At 49.2% G+C, this 20,740-nt stretch carries 18 protein-coding genes, 1 tRNA gene and 1 riboswitch; of the genes, 8 read left to right on the forward strand and 11 right to left on the reverse strand.

All coding sequences use genetic code 11. The features are described from left to right. The first annotated feature begins 56 nt into the window (after positions 1-56). Positions 57-136: riboswitch (Glutamine riboswitch) on the forward strand. 31 nt (positions 137-167) lie between these two features. After that, the gene (gifA, locus tag H6F93_RS27260; RefSeq protein WP_190687753.1) at positions 168-647 is read left to right on the forward strand and encodes a glutamine synthetase inactivation factor IF7A; all 480 of its coding nucleotides are present in this window, start codon (positions 168-170) and stop codon (positions 645-647) included. Between the two features lie 60 nt (positions 648-707). Here gifA and lnt read toward each other — a convergent pair whose 3' ends face one another. Together lnt and gyrA are read right to left on the reverse strand one after the other, a co-directional pair. Beyond that, positions 708-2,345, reverse strand: coding sequence for an apolipoprotein N-acyltransferase (gene lnt, locus H6F93_RS27265; RefSeq protein ID WP_524538026.1), 1,638 nt, complete (start codon positions 2,343-2,345; stop codon positions 708-710). Positions 2,346-2,383: 38 nt separating this feature from the next. After that, a complete protein-coding gene (gyrA, locus tag H6F93_RS27270; protein ID WP_190641349.1) occupies positions 2,384-4,975 on the reverse strand; it encodes a DNA gyrase subunit A in 2,592 nt (863 codons plus the stop codon). A 434-nt stretch (positions 4,976-5,409) separates the two neighbouring features. On the opposite strand from gyrA, the gene H6F93_RS27275 reads away from it, so the two are divergent. Beyond that, positions 5,410-6,096 (forward strand): YdcF family protein, encoded by a 687-nt coding sequence (locus H6F93_RS27275; protein WP_199333425.1) that lies wholly within the window; start codon positions 5,410-5,412, stop codon positions 6,094-6,096. A gap of 15 nt (positions 6,097-6,111) precedes the next feature. Here H6F93_RS27275 and H6F93_RS27280 read toward each other — a convergent pair whose 3' ends face one another. Genes H6F93_RS27280 through H6F93_RS27290 form a run of 3 tightly spaced genes read right to left on the reverse strand, consistent with a single transcriptional unit; the run spans position 6,112 to position 7,366 of the window. Beyond that, positions 6,112-6,501, reverse strand: a complete 390-nt coding sequence (locus H6F93_RS27280) for a RidA family protein (RefSeq protein ID WP_190687756.1) — start codon at positions 6,499-6,501, stop codon at positions 6,112-6,114. Positions 6,502-6,542: 41 nt separating this feature from the next. Then, positions 6,543-6,983, reverse strand: coding sequence for an NUDIX domain-containing protein (locus tag H6F93_RS27285; RefSeq protein WP_190687759.1), 441 nt, complete (start codon positions 6,981-6,983; stop codon positions 6,543-6,545). Between the two features lie 11 nt (positions 6,984-6,994). Further along, the gene (locus H6F93_RS27290) at positions 6,995-7,366 is read right to left on the reverse strand and encodes a response regulator (RefSeq protein ID WP_190641345.1); all 372 of its coding nucleotides are present in this window, start codon (positions 7,364-7,366) and stop codon (positions 6,995-6,997) included. An 81-nt stretch (positions 7,367-7,447) separates the two neighbouring features. Here H6F93_RS27290 and H6F93_RS27295 point away from each other — a divergent pair, with 81 nt between their 5' ends. Continuing rightward, positions 7,448-7,693: a hypothetical protein gene (locus H6F93_RS27295; RefSeq protein ID WP_190687762.1), complete on the forward strand. Its 246-nt coding sequence runs from the start codon at positions 7,448-7,450 to the stop codon at positions 7,691-7,693. A gap of 21 nt (positions 7,694-7,714) precedes the next feature. On the opposite strand, the gene H6F93_RS27300 is transcribed toward H6F93_RS27295, so the two are convergent. From H6F93_RS27300 to H6F93_RS27310, 3 genes are all read right to left on the reverse strand, one after another. Next, a tRNA-Glu gene (locus H6F93_RS27300) sits at positions 7,715-7,787 on the reverse strand. A 128-nt stretch (positions 7,788-7,915) separates the two neighbouring features. Continuing rightward, on the reverse strand, positions 7,916-8,425 hold the full coding sequence (locus H6F93_RS27305) for a DUF3291 domain-containing protein (protein ID WP_190687765.1): 510 nt from the start codon (positions 8,423-8,425) through the stop codon (positions 7,916-7,918). A gap of 35 nt (positions 8,426-8,460) precedes the next feature. Continuing rightward, on the reverse strand, positions 8,461-9,327 hold the full coding sequence (locus tag H6F93_RS27310) for an AraC family transcriptional regulator (protein ID WP_190687768.1): 867 nt from the start codon (positions 9,325-9,327) through the stop codon (positions 8,461-8,463). 229 nt (positions 9,328-9,556) lie between these two features. On the opposite strand from H6F93_RS27310, the gene H6F93_RS27315 reads away from it, so the two are divergent. From H6F93_RS27315 to H6F93_RS27330, 4 genes are all read left to right on the forward strand, one after another. Next, positions 9,557-10,177: a hypothetical protein gene (locus tag H6F93_RS27315; protein ID WP_190687771.1), complete on the forward strand. Its 621-nt coding sequence runs from the start codon at positions 9,557-9,559 to the stop codon at positions 10,175-10,177. Positions 10,178-10,557: 380 nt separating this feature from the next. Then, the gene (locus tag H6F93_RS27320) at positions 10,558-13,041 is read left to right on the forward strand and encodes a serine/threonine-protein kinase (RefSeq protein WP_190687773.1); all 2,484 of its coding nucleotides are present in this window, start codon (positions 10,558-10,560) and stop codon (positions 13,039-13,041) included. 369 nt (positions 13,042-13,410) lie between these two features. Continuing rightward, entirely contained in the window at positions 13,411-15,339 is a 1,929-nt protein-coding gene (locus H6F93_RS27325) for a FecR family protein (protein WP_199314065.1), read from the forward strand. Between the two features lie 149 nt (positions 15,340-15,488). Further along, the gene (locus H6F93_RS27330) at positions 15,489-16,859 is read left to right on the forward strand and encodes an outer membrane beta-barrel protein (RefSeq protein WP_190687776.1); all 1,371 of its coding nucleotides are present in this window, start codon (positions 15,489-15,491) and stop codon (positions 16,857-16,859) included. A 73-nt stretch (positions 16,860-16,932) separates the two neighbouring features. Here H6F93_RS27330 and H6F93_RS27335 read toward each other — a convergent pair whose 3' ends face one another. Continuing rightward, positions 16,933-18,078 carry a PAS domain S-box protein gene (locus H6F93_RS27335; protein ID WP_190687778.1) on the reverse strand — a complete coding sequence of 382 codons (1,146 nt, stop codon included), beginning with the start codon at positions 18,076-18,078 and terminating at the stop codon, positions 16,933-16,935. Then, positions 18,029-19,054: a glycerate kinase gene (locus tag H6F93_RS27340; protein ID WP_347277360.1), complete on the reverse strand. Its 1,026-nt coding sequence runs from the start codon at positions 19,052-19,054 to the stop codon at positions 18,029-18,031. The genes H6F93_RS27335 and H6F93_RS27340 overlap by 50 nt, the downstream gene beginning before the upstream one ends. A gap of 411 nt (positions 19,055-19,465) precedes the next feature. Here H6F93_RS27340 and H6F93_RS27345 point away from each other — a divergent pair, with 411 nt between their 5' ends. Continuing rightward, a complete protein-coding gene (locus tag H6F93_RS27345) occupies positions 19,466-20,035 on the forward strand; it encodes a hypothetical protein (protein ID WP_190687781.1) in 570 nt (189 codons plus the stop codon). 68 nt (positions 20,036-20,103) lie between these two features. Here H6F93_RS27345 and H6F93_RS27350 read toward each other — a convergent pair whose 3' ends face one another. Further along, positions 20,104-20,628, reverse strand: coding sequence for a PPC domain-containing protein (locus H6F93_RS27350; protein ID WP_190687783.1), 525 nt, complete (start codon positions 20,626-20,628; stop codon positions 20,104-20,106). Positions 20,629-20,740 lie beyond the last annotated feature (112 nt).

Below are 20,740 nucleotides of genomic sequence, written 5' to 3' on the forward strand. Positions count from 1 at the left end.
TTGTCCACAGAGGTTGACATTCAGGCTGAAAACCGTAACAATAGATACAGAAATAAATCGTTCATCTCTCTCGAAGCTTGTCGAAAACGCTGAGTTAGGGAGACGGAAGTAGGGACTTATCCCGAAGGAACGCGCCTCATCACCACAACTACTTGGAGGCGACTTATATGAAACTTACCTATCGCGGTGTCAGCTACGACTACAACCCACCCACAGTAGAGTTTAGCCACAGTGACACGGTTGGCAAGTATCGCGGTTTAGACGTTCGATTCCGCAATCCCAAAAAAGTTCCTGTTCTGCAAGCCACGCTGGATCTGCTTTATCGCGGCGTTGCATACCAAACTAATCCATCTACCCCTGTAGTCAACCACACTGAAGAGCGGGCAGTTGCTTCCGTTGGGGCGGCTGTTGCTGCTGACTCCAAGCTAGTTCCTGCTACGGTTGCTTCGACTGACGATCGGGCTCGTTCTTTGATGATGGGTCATCACCGTTTGATCAAGCAACGTCAGCAAGTAATGCTGAGCCGTCTTGCTACTGAAGTTGGGCTGACTGCGGCTGATGCATCCCACTACTGGAATCACATCCAGGGCAAAGTACACCCTGGCTTCTCCGCCACTTACGATCGTAGCCATGCTGCACTCAGCTAAGTGCCGATAGATTCTCTCAAACAACAAGCTGATGAGGCACCCCTGACCGGGGTGCTTTTTTTAGTTGATTCGTATTCCTAACTCAACAGTTAGGGCTGAGATCAATAAGAGTGGGGTTAGCCAGTCTCCCCATTGCACATAGAGCGATCGCGTTTGGCGACGATAAATTGTGTCGGCATGAATTTCATAGATGTTGTTGTCGGAGAGCCAGCGAGTTTTACCATGCGGATCGACGATGCCGGAATAGCCCGTGTTAGTCACTCTTGCTGCCCAGCGATCGGTTTCGATCGCCCGCATTACATCCTGTGCATGATGCTGAAACATCATCGTCGAGCTGTAGGGATCGTTGTTGGACGCCGTTAAGATAAATTCTCCGCCGTTTGCCGCCTGCACTCGAAACAGCTTGGAAAATGCGGACTCATAACAAATACCTGCGATCGCCCTACCGACAGGGGTGTCAAACTGCTGCTCTAGCGCCCCTGGAATCATGCTGGCTTCTACAGGCGAAAGGCGATTAATCAGGCTACCCAAAAATTGCCCGAAGGGAATGTACTCACCCAAGGGCACAAGTTTGACTTTGTTGTAGCGCCCAACCATTTCGCCGTTACCTGCGATCGCAAATAAGCTTTGAGTAATCTGCTCGTCCTGCCTGCCAAAACTGCCCAAAATCAACGGCACTCCCCGGTTTAGCAACGACTGGTAAACGGGATTGCTTTGATAAATTGACGGCATCCAGTAAATTGGCAGAGCGCCCTCCGGGGTGAAGACAATATCGACGTTCTGGTCGGCGAGGATGTCATATCCCGTCATGTAAGCGTTGAAAGCTCGGCGCACTCCTTCTTCGTAGAGCTTGATGCGCGTAGGAACGTTGCCCTGAATCAGCCCAACTCTCACCGCAGTTTCCGGGGGTTGGGTTAAGGGACGGCTATACAGGCTAAATCCAAGCAGGTGCAGACCGAGAAGGAGGGTAGCAGCGATCGCCAGATAGAGCTTTGCAGAAGTATCAGAGGATGAAGTATGAGCGTGGGAGGGTAGCGGCTCAGGAGGGTGAGAACGGGCTAGCCATGCTTCAGCAAGCAAACCATTAACCGCAACAATGGCAGCCGTTGCTGCCGATGGTCCTGTAAGTTGTCCCAGATGCAGAATCAGCAGATTGTGTGGGCTTTGAGTGTAAGAAAGGGATGTCCACCACAGTGCTCCTGAACTCCAGATGCCTTCTAAAACACACCAAACAGCGACACCCATTAAAACGCGGACAAGTGGCAAGAACCTAGCGTTGGCTGCCCGCGGGTTGCTCCGCTCAAGCAACTTAAAGCTTCCTGCCCATATCAAAACCAGTAATGCTCCCCAAGCTGTAATGAAAAGCCAGCAGAATAGGGCGATCGCTAAACTTGCCAGCCAGGGAACACCCATCCAGGTTAGTGGATGTAACCCCGTGATCCATGACAAAGCCAGCCCATGAAACCCAAGCCCCCAGACAAAGCCAAGAGCAAGTTTTGACTTAAGGCTGGAAGACTTGGCAACTAGAACCCATAAAGGAACCAGAGCAACCCAAGCTAAAAACCAAGCGTTGACTGGGGCAGGAGTTAGCCCCATCAGAACGCCACCGATCAATGCAAAGGCAATTGGGACGTATCTGGGAAATTTGGGGATCAGGAATCGAAATGACTTTAATCGTAGCTTCCCAACTCTAAACACAGGTCACTCCCTAGCTCCTAACCCCCAATCCTCAATCCCTATTCTCCTTCCTCTAACTCGGCTTCATTTAGAGGTGGCACCAATGCCACAGCGGCGATCGCATCCTCTTCATCCAAACGCTGCACCCTCACTCCAGTTGCCATACGCGACTGACGTGGGATTGCACTCACCGCCTGACGAATAATGATGCCGCGACTCGTCACCATCATCAGCTCATCATCTTCACCTACGACTTGCAGTGCAGCCAGGCGATCGTCTGCCTTGCGGAATTTGATTGCCCGCAAACCCATTCCAGCACGGTTTTGTAAGCGGAATTGCGAAACAGGAACCCGTTTGCCTAACCCACCCATCGTAATTACCAGTGCCCAAGGGCCTTGGTTGCGAGGTAACTCTACATCCAGTTCTTCCGTTTCCAACTCTGCCTCAACCTCAATCGCTTCAGCGGATTCAGCAACGGTTTCAACCAAGCTGTCTACCACCTGACTGGGCAGGATGTCCATGCTGATTAGCTCATCGCCCTTACGCAGCGACATCGCCCTTACACCTCGCGTTGGTCTACCCAAGGGGCGCAACTGTTCATGGTCTGAGCGAAAGTGAATCGCCATCCCCTGACGTGATCCGATAATGATGCTGTCGGCAGCACCAGCACGACGCACCCAGCGCAACTGGTCGCCTTCCTCCAGTGAAATAGCAATCAAGCCATTGGCTCGAATGTTGCTAAATGCTGATAGCTGCGTTTTTTTGATGTAGCCATTCTGGGTCAGCATCACCAGATAATTGTCATCGCTGAACTCGGTGACCGGGACGATAGAAGTAATCTTTTCATTCCGCGGGATCGGCAGCATTTGGACAACGGGAACACCCCGTGCAGTCCGAGATGCGGTAGGAATTTGGTAAGCCTTGAGGCAGTAAGCGACACCGCGATCACTAAAGAACAAAACGCTGTCGTGGTCGCAGCAGGTGAGGAAATGCTCAACCCCATCGTCTTCCTTCATGCGGGTGCCTGACTTACCGCGAGTCGCCCGACTTTGCGCCTCAAACGTATTCACAGGCATCCGCTTGATGTAGCCCTGCTCGGTGAGCAAAATGATCGCTTGCTCATTAGCAATTAAGTCAATGTCACCAATTTCACCATCTGCCCGTTCAATCACCGTGCGACGGGGGGAAGAGTGGGTTGCTTTTAGCTCATTAACTTCAGTTTCGACAATTTGCAGAATGCGTTCGCGTCGCGCCAAGATGTCTTGCAGGTCAGCAATGCGGGATTGCAGGTCGTCGTGTTCCTGCTGGATCTTTTCGGCTTCCAAAGCAGTCAATCGGCGCAACTGCATCTGCAAAATTGCGTCTGCCTGTGCTTCTGAGAGTCCGTAAGAGTCGATCAACTCCTGTTTTGCCATTGGAGCATCGGCTGCATGACGAATCAGGTTAATGATTGCATCCAGGTTTTCCAGCGCAATCAGCAGACCTTGCAGCAAGTGATCCCGTTCTTCTGCCTTACGCAGTTCGTACTGAGTGCGGCGGGTAATCGTCTCAATCCGAAAGTCCAGGAATACTTGAAGGAATTGCTTGAGACTGAGAAGCTGCGGTTCGCCGTTCACCAGCGCCAGCATGTTCACTCCAAAGTTTGCCTGGAGGGGAGTTTGCTTGTAGAGGTTGTTGAGAACAACGCGAGGATAAGCGTCACGCTTTAGCTCAATGACGATTCTCATGCCGTCGCGATCGCTCTCATCCCGAATATCAGAAATGCCTTCTAGCCTGCGCTCGTTCACCATTTCAGCAATTCTTTCGATCATTGCTGCTTTATTGGTTTGAAAAGGCAATTCGGTGATGATAATTGCTTCCCGATCAGGGCGACCCCGATGCTCAATCGTCTCGATCGAGGCTACACCACGCATCGTGACAGAGCCGCGCCCAGTCGTGTAGGCTTCTCGAATGCCAGTCGTACCCAAAATTTGACCACCCGTTGGGAAATCAGGCCCGGGAATGTATTGCATCAGCCCCACATCAGTGATGTCAGGATCGTGCACTAGCGCAATCACGCCGTCGATCAGTTCGCTCAGGTTGTGGGGTGGAATATTAGTCGCCATGCCCACTGCGATCCCAGAGGAGCCATTGAGCAAAAGCTGAGGAATCCGGGCAGGTAGCACAATTGGCTCCTGCTGAGAGCCATCAAAGTTGTCAATGAAATCAACCGTTTCAGACTCGATGTCTCGCAGCAGCGCGTTGGTGGTGAGCGTCTGCAAGCGACACTCGGTATATCGCATCGCCGCTGGCGGATCGTTGTCGATAGAGCCAAAGTTGCCATGCCCGTTGATCAAGGGCGATCGCATCGAAAAGTTTTGCGCCATTCGCACTAGCGCATCGTAAACCGCCGTATCGCCATGTGGGTGATATTTACCTAAAACTTCCCCAACCACACGGGCGCACTTCCGAAACGGTCGGTCGGGCGTTAAACCCAACTCATGCATGGCATAGAGAATTCGACGATGGACAGGCTTAAGACCATCCCTGGCATCTGGCAGCGCCCGTCCTACGATTACGCTCATGGCGTATTCCAAATAAGACCGGGACATCTCAATCCGCAGATCCGTGGGAATAATCCGCTCCTGAGTCGGCTCCTGGGAGAAGGTCATACGGTAAAAAACTCCAAAAACGTAAGCTTTCGGCAGCTAATAGCTGAAAAAGTGAAGATAAGGCTGCCTTTGTGCTGAATAAATGCCAATTTTTGTTGCTTAGCTATACAATTTTAGCACATTTTTGATATCCTTCTGGGTCCAACAGCAACACCGGAAAGCCTTGCAAATTGGGAAGTCTAGCGAACCTGGCTACATTGCTATCTGTCTTGCTAGACTCGACTCGGACAGGACTTAAAATTCTCTAGGCTCCAATAGCTTGATGGACTGCCTGTAGGGTTTGTTGCAGGTTCATGAATCCTGCTGCTAACTGCTTGCTGATCTAAAACTTTTTCCTGAAAGGAGCCGCTCTGCCCATGCTAGATTTAGCCGTTTGCTCTGCGCTTCCCGTCAGTTCGTGGATAGCCTTCACTAAATTAATCTCGCAGTGGTTGATGCATCCTGTGCGGATCACCCTGGGGTTGGTGATTCTGTTGGGATTCGCTCAACTTCTGTTGCGTCGCCGTCAACGGCGCATCTTGAATCTGACGATCGCCTCCCTCCTGCTAATCTACGGTCTGGCGATCGCCCCACCTAGCGTCAATCTGGCAGAGAAGGTGCTGGTAAGCTTACTGCCTCAAGACACTGGAGCTAACGCTGATGCGATTGTGATTTTGGGTAGGGGTTCAGTACTCAGTCCAAGTCGAGTTGAGCTGGCTGCCGAACTCTGGCAGGCTGACAGAGCGCCGTTGATTTTTACTAGCGGCATGGGTGATTCCCCCGCAATGCTGAAAATGCTGGAGGAACAAGGAATTCCAGATGCTGCCTTGGATGGAGAGGGCTGCTCTCAAACCACGCGAGAAAACGCTCTATTTACGGTAGAAGCACTCCGACCCAAGGGAATTACACGCATTTTGCTGATTACAGACTCCCCTCACATGCTGCGATCGCTTCTCACCTTTCAAAGCGTAGGATTTGAAGTGACCCCAATTCCTAGCCCTGTACCGAGAGAAGTTGGGCGACGCGGCAAAGCAACGCTAGTCTTACGAGAATATGCAGGGCTTGTCACCTACGGGTTGAGGGGACGGTTCTTTCCACCGGAAACGAGAGCCAGCCTAGAAAGACTCATTCCCATCATCTGAGCCAGATTTCGCTGATTACGGCACAACGGCGATGCACTCAATTTCTACCCGCACGTCTTTAGGCAAGCGGGACACTTCAACGCAGGCACGAGCGGGAGCTGTTGCTTCATCAAAGTGTTGAGCGTAGACCGCATTCATTGCAGCAAAGTCGTTCATATCTGCGAGAAATACGGTGGTTTTAACCACATCCTCAAGGGTCGATCCGGCAGCTTCAAGAATTGCTTTCAGGTTGGCGATCGCCCGCTCGGTCTGCTCGGCAACTGCTTCCCCGACAATTTGACCTGTTACTGGATCAAGCGGAATTTGCCCAGCTACAAAGACTAGCTGTCCCGTTGCAGCGATCGCCTGATTGTATGGGCCAACTGGAGCGGGAGCCTGATCCGTTTGAATAATTTTTCGCGCCATAGATTCAAAAATAGTTTGAGATTTGATGAGATCGAGGTTGATCAACCTGGAATTTGGAGCCGAGGACGTATCTGATAAAGACGGTAATTCCAGTAGTCTTTGAGGATGCGATCGTGGTCAAAGCACAAATTCTGAGGAACTTCCCAAGGTAAAAAAAGCTTGAGGCTCTTAGCATCGTCCTGGGCAGTTGGCTCCCCACTGGCAGTCGCAATAAACACGATACTTAGCGTATGCTGACGAGGATCGCGTCCTGGATCAGAATACACCTGAAACTGCTCAATTAGCTCTACTGTTAAACCCGTTTCTTCTAACGCTTCGCGCTGAGCTGCCGTCTCGACTGACTCTCCATAATCTACGAACCCACCTGGGATTGCCCAACCATGCGGCGGATTGAGCCGCTCGATCAAAACGATGGGGCGAAAGGGGCGATCGCGCATCTCAATGATGATGTCAACGGTGGGGGTTGGATTTCTGTAAGCCACAGTTCTTGCCTTTAACGTTCAGCGCGCAACAACCGCTTTACCGTTTGAACCATTTCTGGCGGATGAAATGGTTTGGTGATGTAGGCATCTGCGCCCTGCTTCATCCCCCAATAGCGGTCAAATTCCTCGCTTTTGGTGGAACAAATTAACACTGGAATGCTCTGTGTTTTGGGTCCATTCTTAATCCAGCGGCAAAGCTCATAGCCGTTCATCTCCGGCATAATCAAATCTGTGATGACCAAGTCTGGAAACTTTGCCTGAATTTGCTGCTTTGCCTCTAAGCCATTAGTCGCTTCAAGTACGCTCATACCGCTGTCGATGAGGAGTTCTGAGAGCATATGGCGCACCGTTTGGCTATCGTCCACAACCAGGACTGTAGTCATAAATCCTTACTTGGCTTTAGGATACGTGAATCAAGAGGGTAATCCCCAGCAAAGTCTTCTCAGCAAAAGCTGCGTACCGGGATGCCCCCCGATAGTATTCCCGCAAATCTCCTAAAGTTGCTGCTTAAAGAGCTATTTCTTGATCAGGATACTCTCTTACTCTACCACCAGTGGCGATCGCCTCACATCAGCACCACTACGGCTCAGCAACTAACCCTTCTTTCAGTTAGCCGTTCCACCGAAGCCTCAATCCCCTTTGCCCCTAGCACACATTTACCATTGATAAAAAATCAGCCCTGCAAGCCATTCTCAAACTTGCAGGGCTGATTTTCAAGCTCACTTAGAAGATACCCCCAGGGGAATTCGAATCCCCGTCGCCTCCGTGAAAGGGAGGTGTCCTAGGCCTCTAGACGATGGGGGCTTGCTTTAAGTGAACCTTAATTAAGATAACGAAGGTTACTGATTCTGTCAACTCCCCAGTTAAAACTAATTGAATTAAGCTTCTGGAGCCTTCCTGCCTGGGTTGCGAGTCGCTGTGGCTGGATGCCGCTAATCAATTTGTACAGGCTGTACAGGATTTGGTCTTTCTGTGGGGCAAGGGAAAGGTTTTGCAAATGTGAAAGCTGTGGCTGAATCTCCGTGCTGCGAGAGGTATTCCAACCTGGCTTTACCTTCTTCTACAGTTGGCAGGTGACCTGCCGGAACCCACCACATGGCGAAGTGTTCTCCCTGGTATTTCTCAAACCACTGGCGGCGACGCACAAAAAACTCACTATGCAGACTTTGATAAACGTAAGTTTTTAGCTGGTTTACACTTTGCCAGACCGAGAGATTGATCAACATTTTCGGGTCAGGATAGGCTCGAATCTGAGTTGCGTTGCCGGATGAGGATTGTAGCCGCCAAACAAAACCTGGGCTTTGATCGGCGATCGCATTCACCTGATCTAGTGCAGTCGCAAACTCAGTCATGATTGGGTCATTGAGGGGCGCTTTCATCAAAGCAATATTGATCTGAGCGAGATGATGCTGTTGGGATGCGTTAGATTCTGCTGGGGTCATGGTTTATCGCGTGGAAAACACTTGACCACAAGTATTTAAGAATCGGGGCTAGTTTGTCTTGAATGATATTGACATTCAGCAGTGGCTATCTGGCGATATTGACCAGGAGTGACTCCTACAATGCGCTTAAAGTGACGATTGAGATGACTTTGATCAGACATACCAACGGCGATCGCCACTTCTGCAAGGGTCATTTCCTGGCTTAAAAGCTGTTTTGCCTTCTCTACTCGCACCTGATTCAAATAGGTATAGGGTGGCATTCCGATAGCCTGACAAAAGATGCGAATTAAGTAAGAACGGTTTAAGCCCGTGAGGTTTGCCAATTGTTCTAGTGAAATATTGGCACTGAGATTGTCATGCAAATATTCTTTTACTAATTGAATAGCTCGATGCTCTTGCGGATTGCGAAAGGACGGAACTTTAACAGCCGCGTAATGAGCCAGAATTTCTGATAAAACTTTTACGAATAGAGATTGTTGTTCTAATCGATCTGGCGATCGCTCTAGTGCTACATGCAGCGCAAGAATCTGTTTAGCTAAAGTCTCATCTTTAATGACCGCATCTCTAAAGTGAGGAAATTCTTTTATCTGAAGCTCACTCGCAATTTGCTGCACACTATCGATGTTGGCATACAGCATTCGATAAGAAAGTGGTTGTTCTTCAGCGGAATAGCCAGTATGAACCTCCTCTGGATTCATCAAAACAATGCTTTTAGGAGGGGCAAGGTAGCTGGAACCACGATAATAGTTTCCACCCACTCCAGCCTCAATCAAACCAATCGAATAACTTGAATGAGAGTGACGAGCATAGCTGTAGTGAATCGCCGTCGCTCGAAATAACTCCAAGTTACCTAACTCTGGAGCTATCCAAAATTTTGTCTTCCGATGGGTTAAGTCAGTCATACCTAGAAGAACAAGTTGGCTGTTTCAGAGTTTCACATCGTCAAGGAAGTAGTACAGACACCCTAACCCCCCTTGCGTGTTCCTATTTACTTCTTGGGATAGTTCCAGTGGTCGTTTTAGTTTCCTACTATAGGTGCATCAAAAATTTCTCTTATTGATCAAGCGCTACTCGTGAGATGGTTACAGGTTAGCAAGGCTAATAATATTTATTGTTCTGGAGGAGATTTCAATGCAGTGCGATCGCCAACGTGTTAATTTCCGGTTGCTTGGTGCTGCAAGTGCCGTGTTAGCGGGAACCGGGGCAGTTTCTCCGGCTCTAGCATCTGAGTTGATTGCCCAAGTCAATAGCTGCCCTGGTGTATTTTACGAAGAGCCCTTCAACAATACCGTTGCTCCACCTCAAGGGTGCCCTCCCAATGCTGCCAGCAGCCAAGTGCCAGGGGACCCTGAGACTCTGGTAGCTCCTGACCAAGCGGCTCCAAGTCCCAGTGACACCACGAGTTTTCCTCCTACGCCAGAGCAAATTGAAGAACCTGTGACAGCAGTCATTCCTGTAAATGGAGCAGTCAGCGTCAGGCTGATCAATTCAACGGCTGCTGTAATCCGCTATCAGGTGATTGAAGACACAGAGTTGCGATCGCTTGCAGGCGACTCGGAGGTGACATTGCAACAGTTAGCGACTCCGATCACAATCACGTTTTACAGAGAAGATAGAGGGCTGTTGACCGTGACTCCTGTGGCGATCGCCGAGCCTGGCGTGTTGGAAGTCACTTTAGATGAAACCACAGATTTGGGTGAAGATGAAACTGCCCTGGTGATTCAAGAAACAGGTTCAGTGTTCTTGAATTAAGTTACGTTTGCCCTGAATGTTGGGTTTCGCCTGGCTCCACCCAACCTACATCAGAAGAGGTGAAAACCTTTAGGATTAGGATTTCTGCGATACGAACCTTCTTCAAAATTACTCGGTTTTGTGAGAGATAGAAGGGATGCACAGCGCTCTTTTTGTCTCTCTCATTTTTACATTTCTACAGCAACAGGAAACACCTGGCATCAATCTAGAGTCTGCTCTAAAAGTTGATTCTTGATGAAACGCACAAAAAATCCAACCCCTTCCACCAGCTTTGAGGCGCACTTCAGCAGGTAGATTTTGCAGAAGATTGTCCGGTAGAGTGTCTATGGGTGCGTATCAATAGAAACAGCAGCATGAAGCAATTGTGAAGTGGTAGGGTAATGGGCAGAAAAAAAGCACCTGTTTCGGACGCTGCAACCGCACCCCGCGATCGCACTCAACCAGGAAAGACAACAAAAAGCTTCCAGAAATTTCGGTTGAGTACCTGGGGACATGGCTTAACCGGAGCATGGGTACTGATGGCGGCAGCGACGACTGCCCTGAACTTAGGAATTGTTGATCTCTTAGAGCGGCAGGTACAAGCTCTTTTCTTTGAAGTGAGAGGGGCGATCGCAGCTCCTCCAGAAGTTGTGATTTTGGCGATCGACGAAACGTCTTTGGCACAGCAGGAATTCTATCAAACCGATCCGGATAAATATTCCTATCTAGAGCCAATTCAAAGCTGGCCCTGGCAGCGCTCAGCCTATGCCCAGGTGATTGATAAGCTGATGGCGGCAGGTGCTCGGTCGGTTTCACTCGATATCATCTTCTCAGCACCGAGTAGCTACGGTGAAGTGGATGACCAGCAGTTTGCTCAATCGCTTCAGCAACACGCAGAACGGGTAGTGCTAGCCGCCCAATATAACGATGTAGAAACACCACAGGGCTTTACGACACAATTGACCTCGCCCTTGGCGTTGTTTCAACATCACCCTAATCAGGCTGGCTCGATTAATTTCTTTATGGAACCTGATGGCAAAATCCATCGATTTGGCAATCAGTTTCTTGTTGAGTTGATCCAAAATTCTCCAGCGAATGAGGCAGAGGCTTATCGAGAATTGGCTGCGACCACTCCCACATTTGTGGATGCAACCCTTCGGGCAGCTCAGGTTGAGTATCCTACACCTAGAGGGAAACACATCTTTTTCTATGGACCGAGCCAAACGTTTGAGCACATTCCTTTTTGGTATGTGTTAGATCCGACAACTTGGGAGACTACCCTGCAATCGGGTGAGTATTTCAAAAACAAAATCGTTCTAGTTGGGTCAACCGCAGCGGTACATCAAGATTTTCATGCTGCTCCTTTTTCTAAAAGCTGGCTCTACTCTGAACCAATGGCTGGAGTTGAGATTCACGCTAATGCGATCGCCTCTCTATTGCAAGGGCGATCGCTAGCAGAAGCATTACCCCAAGCCCCACTGCGAGGACTGGTTCTGCTAATTGGCTTAACTGGGGCTGGATTGCTGCTGAGCCGCCCCCGTCAGCCTGCAATGCGCTGGGTCTGGGCAATGGGAATGACGATCGCTTGGGGAGGCATTAGCTATATTGCATTTACTTATGGTCAGCTGATTTTACCAACGGCTATTCCGGTAGGGGCGATCGCCCTGAGCGGCTTTTCTCAACTCATGGCAGGCTCCGTCAAAGAACAACAGCGAAAACAACACCTGCGCGACACGCTAAAACAATACGCCACTTCCCCCATTGTCCAGGAAATTATTAGCCAGCAAGATGACTTACAGGATCTAATCCAAGAGCGAGAACAAGCGCTTTCGGGCAAAGTATTACACGATCGCTACAAGATTGTTAAAGTTCTCGGTTCTGGTGGCTTTAGCGAAACTTATATTGCTGAAGATATGAAGCGATCGGGCAGTGCACCCTGTGTGGTGAAACAGTTGAGAATTGCCAGCGATAATCTGGATACTCTGAAGCTAGCCCGAAGGCTGTTTGCGACCGAAGCCGAAACCCTAGAACGGTTGGGGCAACACGATCAAATTCCCTCGTTCCTGAATTCATTTGAGGAAGATCAGGAGTTTTATCTGGTTCAAGAATTTGTAGCAGGACAGCCACTCTCTAATGAGTTCAACTCTCGTGTTCCCTTACCTGAATCAAAGGTAGTTGTAATCCTACAAGATCTCCTGCGTGTGCTGGAGTTTGTTCACAGTCAGGGCGTGATCCACCGTGACTTGAAACCCTCAAACATTATCCGGCGCAAGTCAGACAATCGACTCGTTCTCATTGACTTTGGTATTGCTAAAAGAATTACAACTCAGCTAGCTGACGTTGAGCGCAACACTAAGTTTACGGTGGCGGTGGGTACTCCAGGCTATATGCCTAATGAACAGTCTGCTGGGCGACCTCACTTTAACAGTGACATTTATGCTTTAGGCATGATTGCGATCGAAGCTTTAACGGGGCAACCTCCTCACATGCTCAATCATGATGGCATGACAGGCGAAGTGATTTGGCGCAAGCAGGCACCTCAGGTTAGTTCTGAGTGTGCTGATGTATTAACCAAGATGGTGCGCTACGACTTTACTCAACGTTATACGTCAGTCCGCCAAGTGCATGAAGCATTGAAACAACTACCCATTGTCTTAAACTCAGTTGTGGCGACTGCTCAACTAGAAGAGGGTTCCACTGCCATCTTTGAACAGGCAGACACTGCTATGTTGACGCAGGAAGACACTGCCGTCTTTGAGCAAGCAGATACCGCTATCTTTGAGCAAGCAGACATTACTGTGTCACCTGAAGATTCTAAGCAAGGTTCTTTAGAAGACTTGACTAAAGTAAAAGCAGAAGACACTGCGCCGCTGCCTGAGAACTAGATATAGCAGTGCTTAAGATACATTCACTTCATGTTCTTTTGGTGAAGAAGAAGGGGAGCGATCGCCTCTAACGTAAAACTTCCGCATGATTACTGAGCAACATCCATAATGCGGTACAAGGTTTTGTTATTCTAAGAAAACGACACGGGTGCTTACGCCGTAAATTCTCTGAGTTACATCTTTAATTAGTTCTAAAAAATAAAAATTTACAGAAAAATTCTGTGCTTCTACTGAAAAAAGGAAAGAAAAGTGGGTGCTTCTGTCCGGAGACACGCTTTGTGCTGTGGAAAGAGGTTTTCAGAGCCACTTGAAGAGTTTGTGTTTTGCAAAGCGTGAAGTGCTTTGTACTTCAGCGAATGGAGACTGCCAATGTTCAGTCGTATTACTCCCGTAATTGCTGCACTCGTATGCAGCTTGATGTTTTTACCGACGGAAGTCCACGCTCAGACGGTTCTAAGGCGGGCAGTCATTGAGGCAGTTCGAAATCGGGTTCAACTGCTGCCTCAGAGCCAGTCTTCCCGTAATGCTCGCATTTCTGACGTACTCACTCCTGGAGACGGGCTTTCAACTGCCCGCTCATCTTCGGCAGAGCTCCGGTTTAATGATGGTTCTTTAGGAAGGTTGGGACAACAGGTCGTGTTCCGGTTTTCATCTGGAACACGCAATTTTGAGCTTTCTAACGGAACGGTTTTGCTGCTGATTCCACCGGGACAAGGCAGAACCAACATCCGCACACCCAACGCAGCAGCTGGAATTCAAGGTTCTGCTCTATTTGTTCGCTACATTCCTGAGACAGACACCACGATTGTAGGTGCTCTAACCGATAGCGGGATTGAAGTATCTAACCAAGATGGCTCTCAAACGCAAGAGCTTCGGGGTGGTCAACTCGCAGTGGCAGTGGGCGATCGCCTAGAAGGGGTTTATGACTTTGACCTCACTACCTTTTATGAATCGAGTGAGCTAGTTCGTGGGCTCACTCCAACTGAAGTTTTAGAAACTCCTGATCAAGCGATCGCCCCCGTTCAAGAGGAAATGCGGGCCGCAGTTAGCGCTCAACCTCCTCTCTCAGACGCAGAGGTAATCGAGAACCCTGAGTTTGTGCGCTCGCCACAGCAGGGTGAACAGCCCACCGCAACAACTCCTGATACACCTGCTAATTCCTCATCTGATCCTACTAACCCACCTACCAATTCAGGAACAAATAATACACCTCCAGGCAGAGACTCTATTGAACAGGAGCCAAACGTTACTCCTGATCGGAATGCTGGCGAGATTATCACCACTCCAGTTACTGACAGGCTTCCAGTACAAGACCCAACCGTTCGAGATGTAGTTCCCCAACAGGGCCGAAGCGACGATCGTCCTACTCCTGGGAACAACCCACCCGGACAAGGGCAGACACCTCCTGGTAATGGCAACGGTAACGGCAACGGCAATGGGAATGGCAATGGTAATGGCAACGGTAACGGCAATGGCAACGGGAATGACAACGGTAACGGCAATGGCGGGGGACGCCCTGTCATAAACATTCCCAATGACAGAGATGGTCGGGATGATGACGACCGTCCTGGAAATGATGACGATGATGACCGTCCCGGAAATGGCAACGGGAATGGTAACGGCAACGGCAACGGTAACAACGGCAACGGCAATGGCAACGGTAACGGTAACAACGGCAACGGCAACGGCAATGGCAACGGTAACGGTAACAACGGCAACGGCAACGGCAATGGCAACGGTAACGGTAACAACGGCAACGGCAACGGCAATGGCGGGGGACGCCCTGTTATAGACGTTCCCAATGATAGAGATGGTCGAGATGATGACGACCGTCCTGGAAATGATGACGATGACCGTCCTGACAATGATGATGATGACCGTCCTGGAATTCCTGGCAACGGGAATGGCAACAGCGACGACCGTCCTGGGAATGGCAACGGGAATGGCAACGGGAATGGCAACGGGAATGGCAACGGGAATGGCAACGGGAATGGCAACGGGAATGGCAACGGGAATGGGAATGGCAACAGCGACGACCGTCCTGGAAATGGCAATGGCAACGGGAATGGCAACAGTGGCAGCCGCCCTGGAAACGGTAATGGGAACGGCACCGGTAACGGCAACAGTGACAACCGCCCTGGAAACGGTAATGGGAACGGCAACAATCGCCCTGTCATCAATATCCCCAACAACAGAGATGGTCGAGATGAAGAACGCTCTGAGAATGACAACAACGACCGTCTCAGCAACGATGACCGCCTTGGCAACGGCATTGGCATTGGCAATCAGGACAGATGAGCGGAGACCAGCTTTGAGTTAAGTAACGTGGGGACAGACTATTTCCTGATATAAAAGCTGGCAGTGTCCAACTTTTATATCAGGAAATAGTCTGCCTGATCGGATTAACCATCCCCAGATATGTTTTTTGAAATGGAAGAATTTAACCGGTGTTTTTAAGACGCAGCCGAATTTGGAGAGAGTTTAATGCTCCTCAAACATCTATCTCGGCAAACAGGAAAGCTCCTACCTACCAGCACAAGCAATCCGCACCTCTAGACTTTAATCTCCTGAAGTTACCAATTTTCTGGATTGCTTTTGTCTACAACAGTGCTGCTTATGCTGTTCCCAAAACTGCTCCACCTGACTCACTCATTACACCTCACGTTGAGGGGCAGTCACCTTCCAGACAAACTGCTGTAGACAAGGCGATCGCCAATCCCAAGGTTGAGTCACTTCAGATGCCATTTAGGGGTCAAGTAGCACCTCCCGAAATGATTACTCAATCCAGGGTTGGACGACCTGAAACAGAAGCTTTCGTCTCAGAAGAAAATTCTGAAGTCAATACCACTGGAGCTAGCGACCCAGAATTAGGAGTCTTGCGGCTGCGGGAACAGGAATTGCAGCAGACAGTACCGACTGAACCATCAGCTGAACCAGACTTAGTCCCAACTAATGAACAAGAACTACAGCAGACACTACCGGCTGAACCACCATCTGAACCAGACCCAGCCCTAACTAATGAGCAAGTTGACGAGTCAGAAGGTGATGAAGAACTGGGAATTCTGAGATTACGAGAACAAGAGTTGGAGCAGATCGAGACTCAGTCAGATTCTCCTGCTGAAACTGTTTTCTTCATCGGTCGGTTGAGCTACTTTAAGAGCGACAACATTTTGTTAGACCGACTTGACCCGATTGAGGATGAGCTAATCAGCCTCAGTGCTACGCTTTTAGCAGCTCCCCGTCTTGGACCAGATACACTATTGCTTGCTTCGGTAGAAGGTGGGCTAGTCCACTACAACGAACTGTCAGAACTGGACTATCGAGAGTTGGAGTTTAGAGCTAGCCTTCGCCAGTTTTTGTCGGCTCGTACTTATGGTGAGATTGGTTGGAGCAATCAGCAGCTTTTTGATGATGGCGATCGCTTCTTCAATGATCACTCTCTGCGGCTAACCCTGGCACGACGCGACCCGTTAGCCTCCGATCTAAGACTGGATAGTTTCTATCAACTGCGGTTAGGGTTTGCAGACCCAAGCGATCGCAGCCGCATCACCAACACTGTAGGCGTTGGACTCAATTACAACCTTCAGCCTGACCTCCAAGTCGGGTTAGATTACCAACTCACCCTAACTAACTTTACCCAACAAGATCGAGAAGATCTTTACAACCAGGTTGTGGCGCAGTTGAGTTACGACCTTTCTCGCAACAGCCGTATTATTCTATTTGGCGGAGTGAGCTTTGGTGACTCATCTGACTCAGATGTTGATTTCAACAGCGCAATTTTTGGTGCTTCAATTGATGTGAATGTGCCATTGTTTTAGGGGCTCAAAACTTCTAGGGGTTCAAAATGAGGATGATACTGTTCTCACTTTAGGGGAACAAGCTGTACCTCCCTCATTCCTCATCCTTTCCCGGTGATTGCTGAAGAATCCCGTGAATCAAACCCTCCATTCGATCGACTCGTTCTCGCAAGAGATTCATTTGGGGTTGAGTTTCCTCGACCACCCAGTTACTCAGGTCTGATTCGATCCACTTTGAGAGGTGAGAAATTGCCTGGAGCGGTGACTTCAAATCATAGCAAGCTACATAAACGGACTGTAGTTCTGCTTTTGTTTTGGTTAAAGCAGTATCGAGGCGATTCAGTTCATTAGATTGCCGTTGTAGCTCTGCCTCTGCCTGCTCTTTTGCAGTGATATCGTGAATCACGACAATATGGCGATCGTTAACCGGGATGTCGCTCACCGAAACTTCTATAGGGAAGGGAGTTCCAGCCTTATGTTTACCCATTCCTTTTTGCTGACGGACAGGCTGAAAGAGCTTGCCCGTGATCGTTTTTGGAACAATCTGGTTTTGGTCATCCTGGGCGATCGCCTCTCCATTCTCATCTGACAAGGGCAACAACACACTGATCTCTTTACCCTTTACTTCGGCTGGCTCATAGCCAAACATTTGCATTGCTGCTTGGTTAAAGGTTTCGATCTGTCCCTGCTGGTTAAGTGTAATAATGCCATCAACTACATTGGCAGCGATCGCCTGCGTCAAACTCTCACTTTCCTGAAGCTGTTTGGTTCGCTCTTGCAATTCTTGAGAGAGGCGATTTAAGAAATACCAGGCTGCGGCAGAACTCAAGATGCCAATACTAGCCGCTATAGCTAAAACGAGTATGAGCGATCGCTGTTGTTCTAGCTGCTGGTTTTGCTCATCTAAAAGTTGGGGTGTGTCAGTTTCAGCAGTTGTCTGATCGGTTGGGCGATCTGACACCGATTGCTGTCTGATCCAGAGCGACCAGATCAACGGCACCGTCAAGCAGATCACTGGAATTGCCAGAAACATTGCGCCCCATTGCCGGGTAGAAAGGCTACCAACATCTCGTTGTCTGGAAAAGTGAGTTTGCATGTTAAGTCCTACACAGCCCTGAACGTCTTGACCCTGTATAACAGAATTTTGCTCCGAGGGCTGCTGAACATCTGTGGTAATTATGACGTTCTGATTAGCCAGGACGGCAAACGGCACCCGGTAAGTGATCGGGGTTAATTTCAATCACCAGGTCTACCAGGTGTGGATTGTGTCGCAGCGGAGTGATGAATAGGTCAGGGTGCAGCGATCGCCAGAAATAGCTGACAAATTGCTCAATTTCTAAATCTGTCATGCCCGATCGCCCCGTTGCTTTCATTTGTTGCTCCGCTTGCTGTCGCCACTGTTGACTGAGGCGGTAATCTTTTGGATAAAGCAAGATCAGAGCGTCAAGCAATTCCCAAAGTGGTAGATACTCATGCAATCGCTGATTGATCTCGCAGGCAAAGGCGCGATCGTCAGGGCTGACAATGGGTAGCGGTGCAGTTTCAAACAAAGCTGGGTCAATGGGTCGCACACCGACAAACCAACCCTCAAACAAAACGATGTCTACTCCGGCTACGGTTTCTGGATCGGTGCGATCGCCTGCTCCATTCCAGGCAGATTTGTCAAACCGGGGAATCTGCACGGGCTGGGATGGCTCAGCTAAACGCAACTGTTGCAGAGTAGTCAAGCCTAGCTGAATGTCATGAGTTCCCGGTGGTCCACGCCAGCGCAAACGCGGGTCTGCTTGTTGAAGCTGGAGGCGATCGCTATAGGTTTTGTACAGATCATCGAGTGACAAACTGCATACTCGATAGCCCAAGTGCTTTAGAATCAGGGCCAAAATGGCTGCTAGCGTCGTTTTTCCAGTTCCCTGTCCGCCCAAGATGCCTTGAATCAGGGGACGTTCTAACTGACGGCGTTTTTCGGCAAGCTCAATTGCCAGAGGTAGCCATAGATTCCACAGGGTTTCTAGCGAACAGGTCTGCCAACCTAAGTGGGTTCGGCAAAAGGAGTCGAATTCGGGATAAATCTGCTGGAGTAGGTGCGATCGCTGCTGCACAACAGATTTCACATTAGCCGCAGTTACTCCAAAAGCGTTGAACAGTGGCTTATCTGCTAAAAGCAAAGTTTCTAACTGTGTTTCTCCCGGTGGAGTTAGAGACGTGGAACGCCCCACCGCTAAGAGTTCCAATATGCAAGTGAGCTTAGTATGCTCCAACTCCCGTGCTCCTTTACCTACATCGGCTACTTACATCGGCTTAGCAATGCCAAGCTCTCTTTCAAGTCGCCTGAACATAAACCTAGTCAAACCAATACCCAATCATAAACCTGGAGCTTGTACACAATGTAAGCATTTCATAACCTGAATTGCTTCATGCTGAATAGCAGTTTGTTAAAAAATTTCTTTTTATTTTGAATTTTGTCAACCTGTTTAGCCGACTAGCTAAAAGTTCTATTTACTAAAAGTACGGGCCAACAAAAAGCCCCTGTGTCATACGTCACCGACTGTGGCAGGTTTTGTCAGTTTTGTATAGCTCTGCATAAATCTGCACCCACATTATCTCTTTGTACCTCCCAGGAGGGAAAAATGGTCTATGTCCCTAGCCCGCGTCCAGTTGCAAAGTTTACTCACTTTCAAGATGCAGAACAGATTATTAATAAGCTGAAAAAGTATGGCTTTTATAACGTTCACCTTTCCGTTATCCCTTTGAGCGCAGATGAGCAGGGTCATGAAGTAAGCCTGCAACCCAGAGCTGAAGACGAAATTCAGGCACGAGTCACAGGCGCGACTCTGGCAGGGACGCTATTGGGCGCTGTAGGAGGCTGTATGGCAGGGCTTGGTTTCTTGGCTATTCCCGGAGTTGGGTTACTTCTTGCAGTTGGAACGGTCCAAGCAACCTTGTTAGGAACGATTGCAGGTGCCGGAGTTGGAGCAACGGGTTGCGGCTTACTCGAAACGATGACCTGTCATCGCCTTGCTCAACAGAATGCTTTGTTAGAGCTCTCTTGTCCTTCCCGATATGAATATGTAGTGCTGGTTGATGGCAACGAAGTCGAAGTGAGACAAATCGAAGCCATTATTAGGCAGCTGTACTTAAATGAGGACATTCACATTAAGCATCCCGCTTTTGTGTTTCAATCCGCTGACCTGGGGTGAACTAGAATACTCCATACCACCCCAAAATCATCGGCTTCTCGTAGTGGTGGCTAGCGAGATACGCTCGCTTAACGACTGGCAGACCGAGTGGGCGTTCTAATGAGGAGCTGATATCGACCTCTGCTGTTGCTGTCAAAGCCGTTTGCAATCACGGTGTAAGTACCATCAACAGGTAGGCTAACGTTTAGCGTGGAGTTGAGATTGTCTTGGGAAACGTCATCATGTTGCCCAACAATTTGCTCTTGGGGGTCGAGCAAGATGAGAAATGTATCGAAGTCAGCGCTCTCTAAATCAATCGCTACAGACTGTCCGGCCCGCCCTTCAAAGGTGTGTTCGTCGTACAGGCTACCGTCCTGAGGCAACACGAGATCTCCTTCTTCAAGTGCGCCTTGAATATCTAGTATTATTTGCTCATTGCTCTGATTTTGCTTTGTGTTGGGCAGAGTTTGAGCGGAAGGGGCGATCGCCTTTATCATATTTCCGCTTAACCCACTGGGCTGTTTTTGAGACAGAGCAACGCTGCCAAGTCCACCTATGAGTAAGGTCATCAACAGCGTGATTAGGCTAATAGAACCAATTTTATGAAACCGCATGAGTAAATTTTCCTATCAACAGGTTTACAACAACTGCTGTAATTGAACACCCCGACCTATATGACCTTTCACAAAAACCATTGCAAGGCTTAAATTGCAAGGCTTAAGTTAC

Origin of the sequence: Leptolyngbya sp. FACHB-671, from assembly GCF_014695745.1 — a bacterium.
GTDB lineage: Bacteria > Cyanobacteriota > Cyanobacteriia > Elainellales > Elainellaceae > JAAUTN01.

What these genes read in the sequence shown, in the direction of transcription:
- H6F93_RS27320 (WP_190687773.1), top strand. Translation starts at nt 10,558, where the DNA reads ATGGGCAGAAAAAAAGCACCTGTTTCGGACGCTGCAACCGCACCCCGC.
- H6F93_RS27345 (WP_190687781.1), top strand. Translation starts at nt 19,466, where the DNA reads ATGGTCTATGTCCCTAGCCCGCGTCCAGTTGCAAAGTTTACTCACTTT.
- H6F93_RS27350 (WP_190687783.1), bottom strand. Translation starts at nt 20,628, where the DNA reads ATGCGGTTTCATAAAATTGGTTCTATTAGCCTAATCACGCTGTTGATG.
- H6F93_RS27325 (WP_199314065.1), top strand. Translation starts at nt 13,411, where the DNA reads ATGTTCAGTCGTATTACTCCCGTAATTGCTGCACTCGTATGCAGCTTG.
- H6F93_RS27305 (WP_190687765.1), bottom strand. Translation starts at nt 8,425, where the DNA reads ATGACCCCAGCAGAATCTAACGCATCCCAACAGCATCATCTCGCTCAG.
- gyrA (WP_190641349.1), bottom strand. Translation starts at nt 4,975, where the DNA reads ATGACCTTCTCCCAGGAGCCGACTCAGGAGCGGATTATTCCCACGGAT.
- gifA (WP_190687753.1), top strand. Translation starts at nt 168, where the DNA reads ATGAAACTTACCTATCGCGGTGTCAGCTACGACTACAACCCACCCACA.
- H6F93_RS27295 (WP_190687762.1), top strand. Translation starts at nt 7,448, where the DNA reads ATGCCCCCCGATAGTATTCCCGCAAATCTCCTAAAGTTGCTGCTTAAA.
- H6F93_RS27315 (WP_190687771.1), top strand. Translation starts at nt 9,557, where the DNA reads ATGCAGTGCGATCGCCAACGTGTTAATTTCCGGTTGCTTGGTGCTGCA.
- H6F93_RS27290 (WP_190641345.1), bottom strand. Translation starts at nt 7,366, where the DNA reads ATGACTACAGTCCTGGTTGTGGACGATAGCCAAACGGTGCGCCATATG.
- H6F93_RS27280 (WP_190687756.1), bottom strand. Translation starts at nt 6,501, where the DNA reads ATGGCGCGAAAAATTATTCAAACGGATCAGGCTCCCGCTCCAGTTGGC.
- H6F93_RS27275 (WP_199333425.1), top strand. Translation starts at nt 5,410, where the DNA reads ATGCATCCTGTGCGGATCACCCTGGGGTTGGTGATTCTGTTGGGATTC.
- H6F93_RS27310 (WP_190687768.1), bottom strand. Translation starts at nt 9,327, where the DNA reads ATGACTGACTTAACCCATCGGAAGACAAAATTTTGGATAGCTCCAGAG.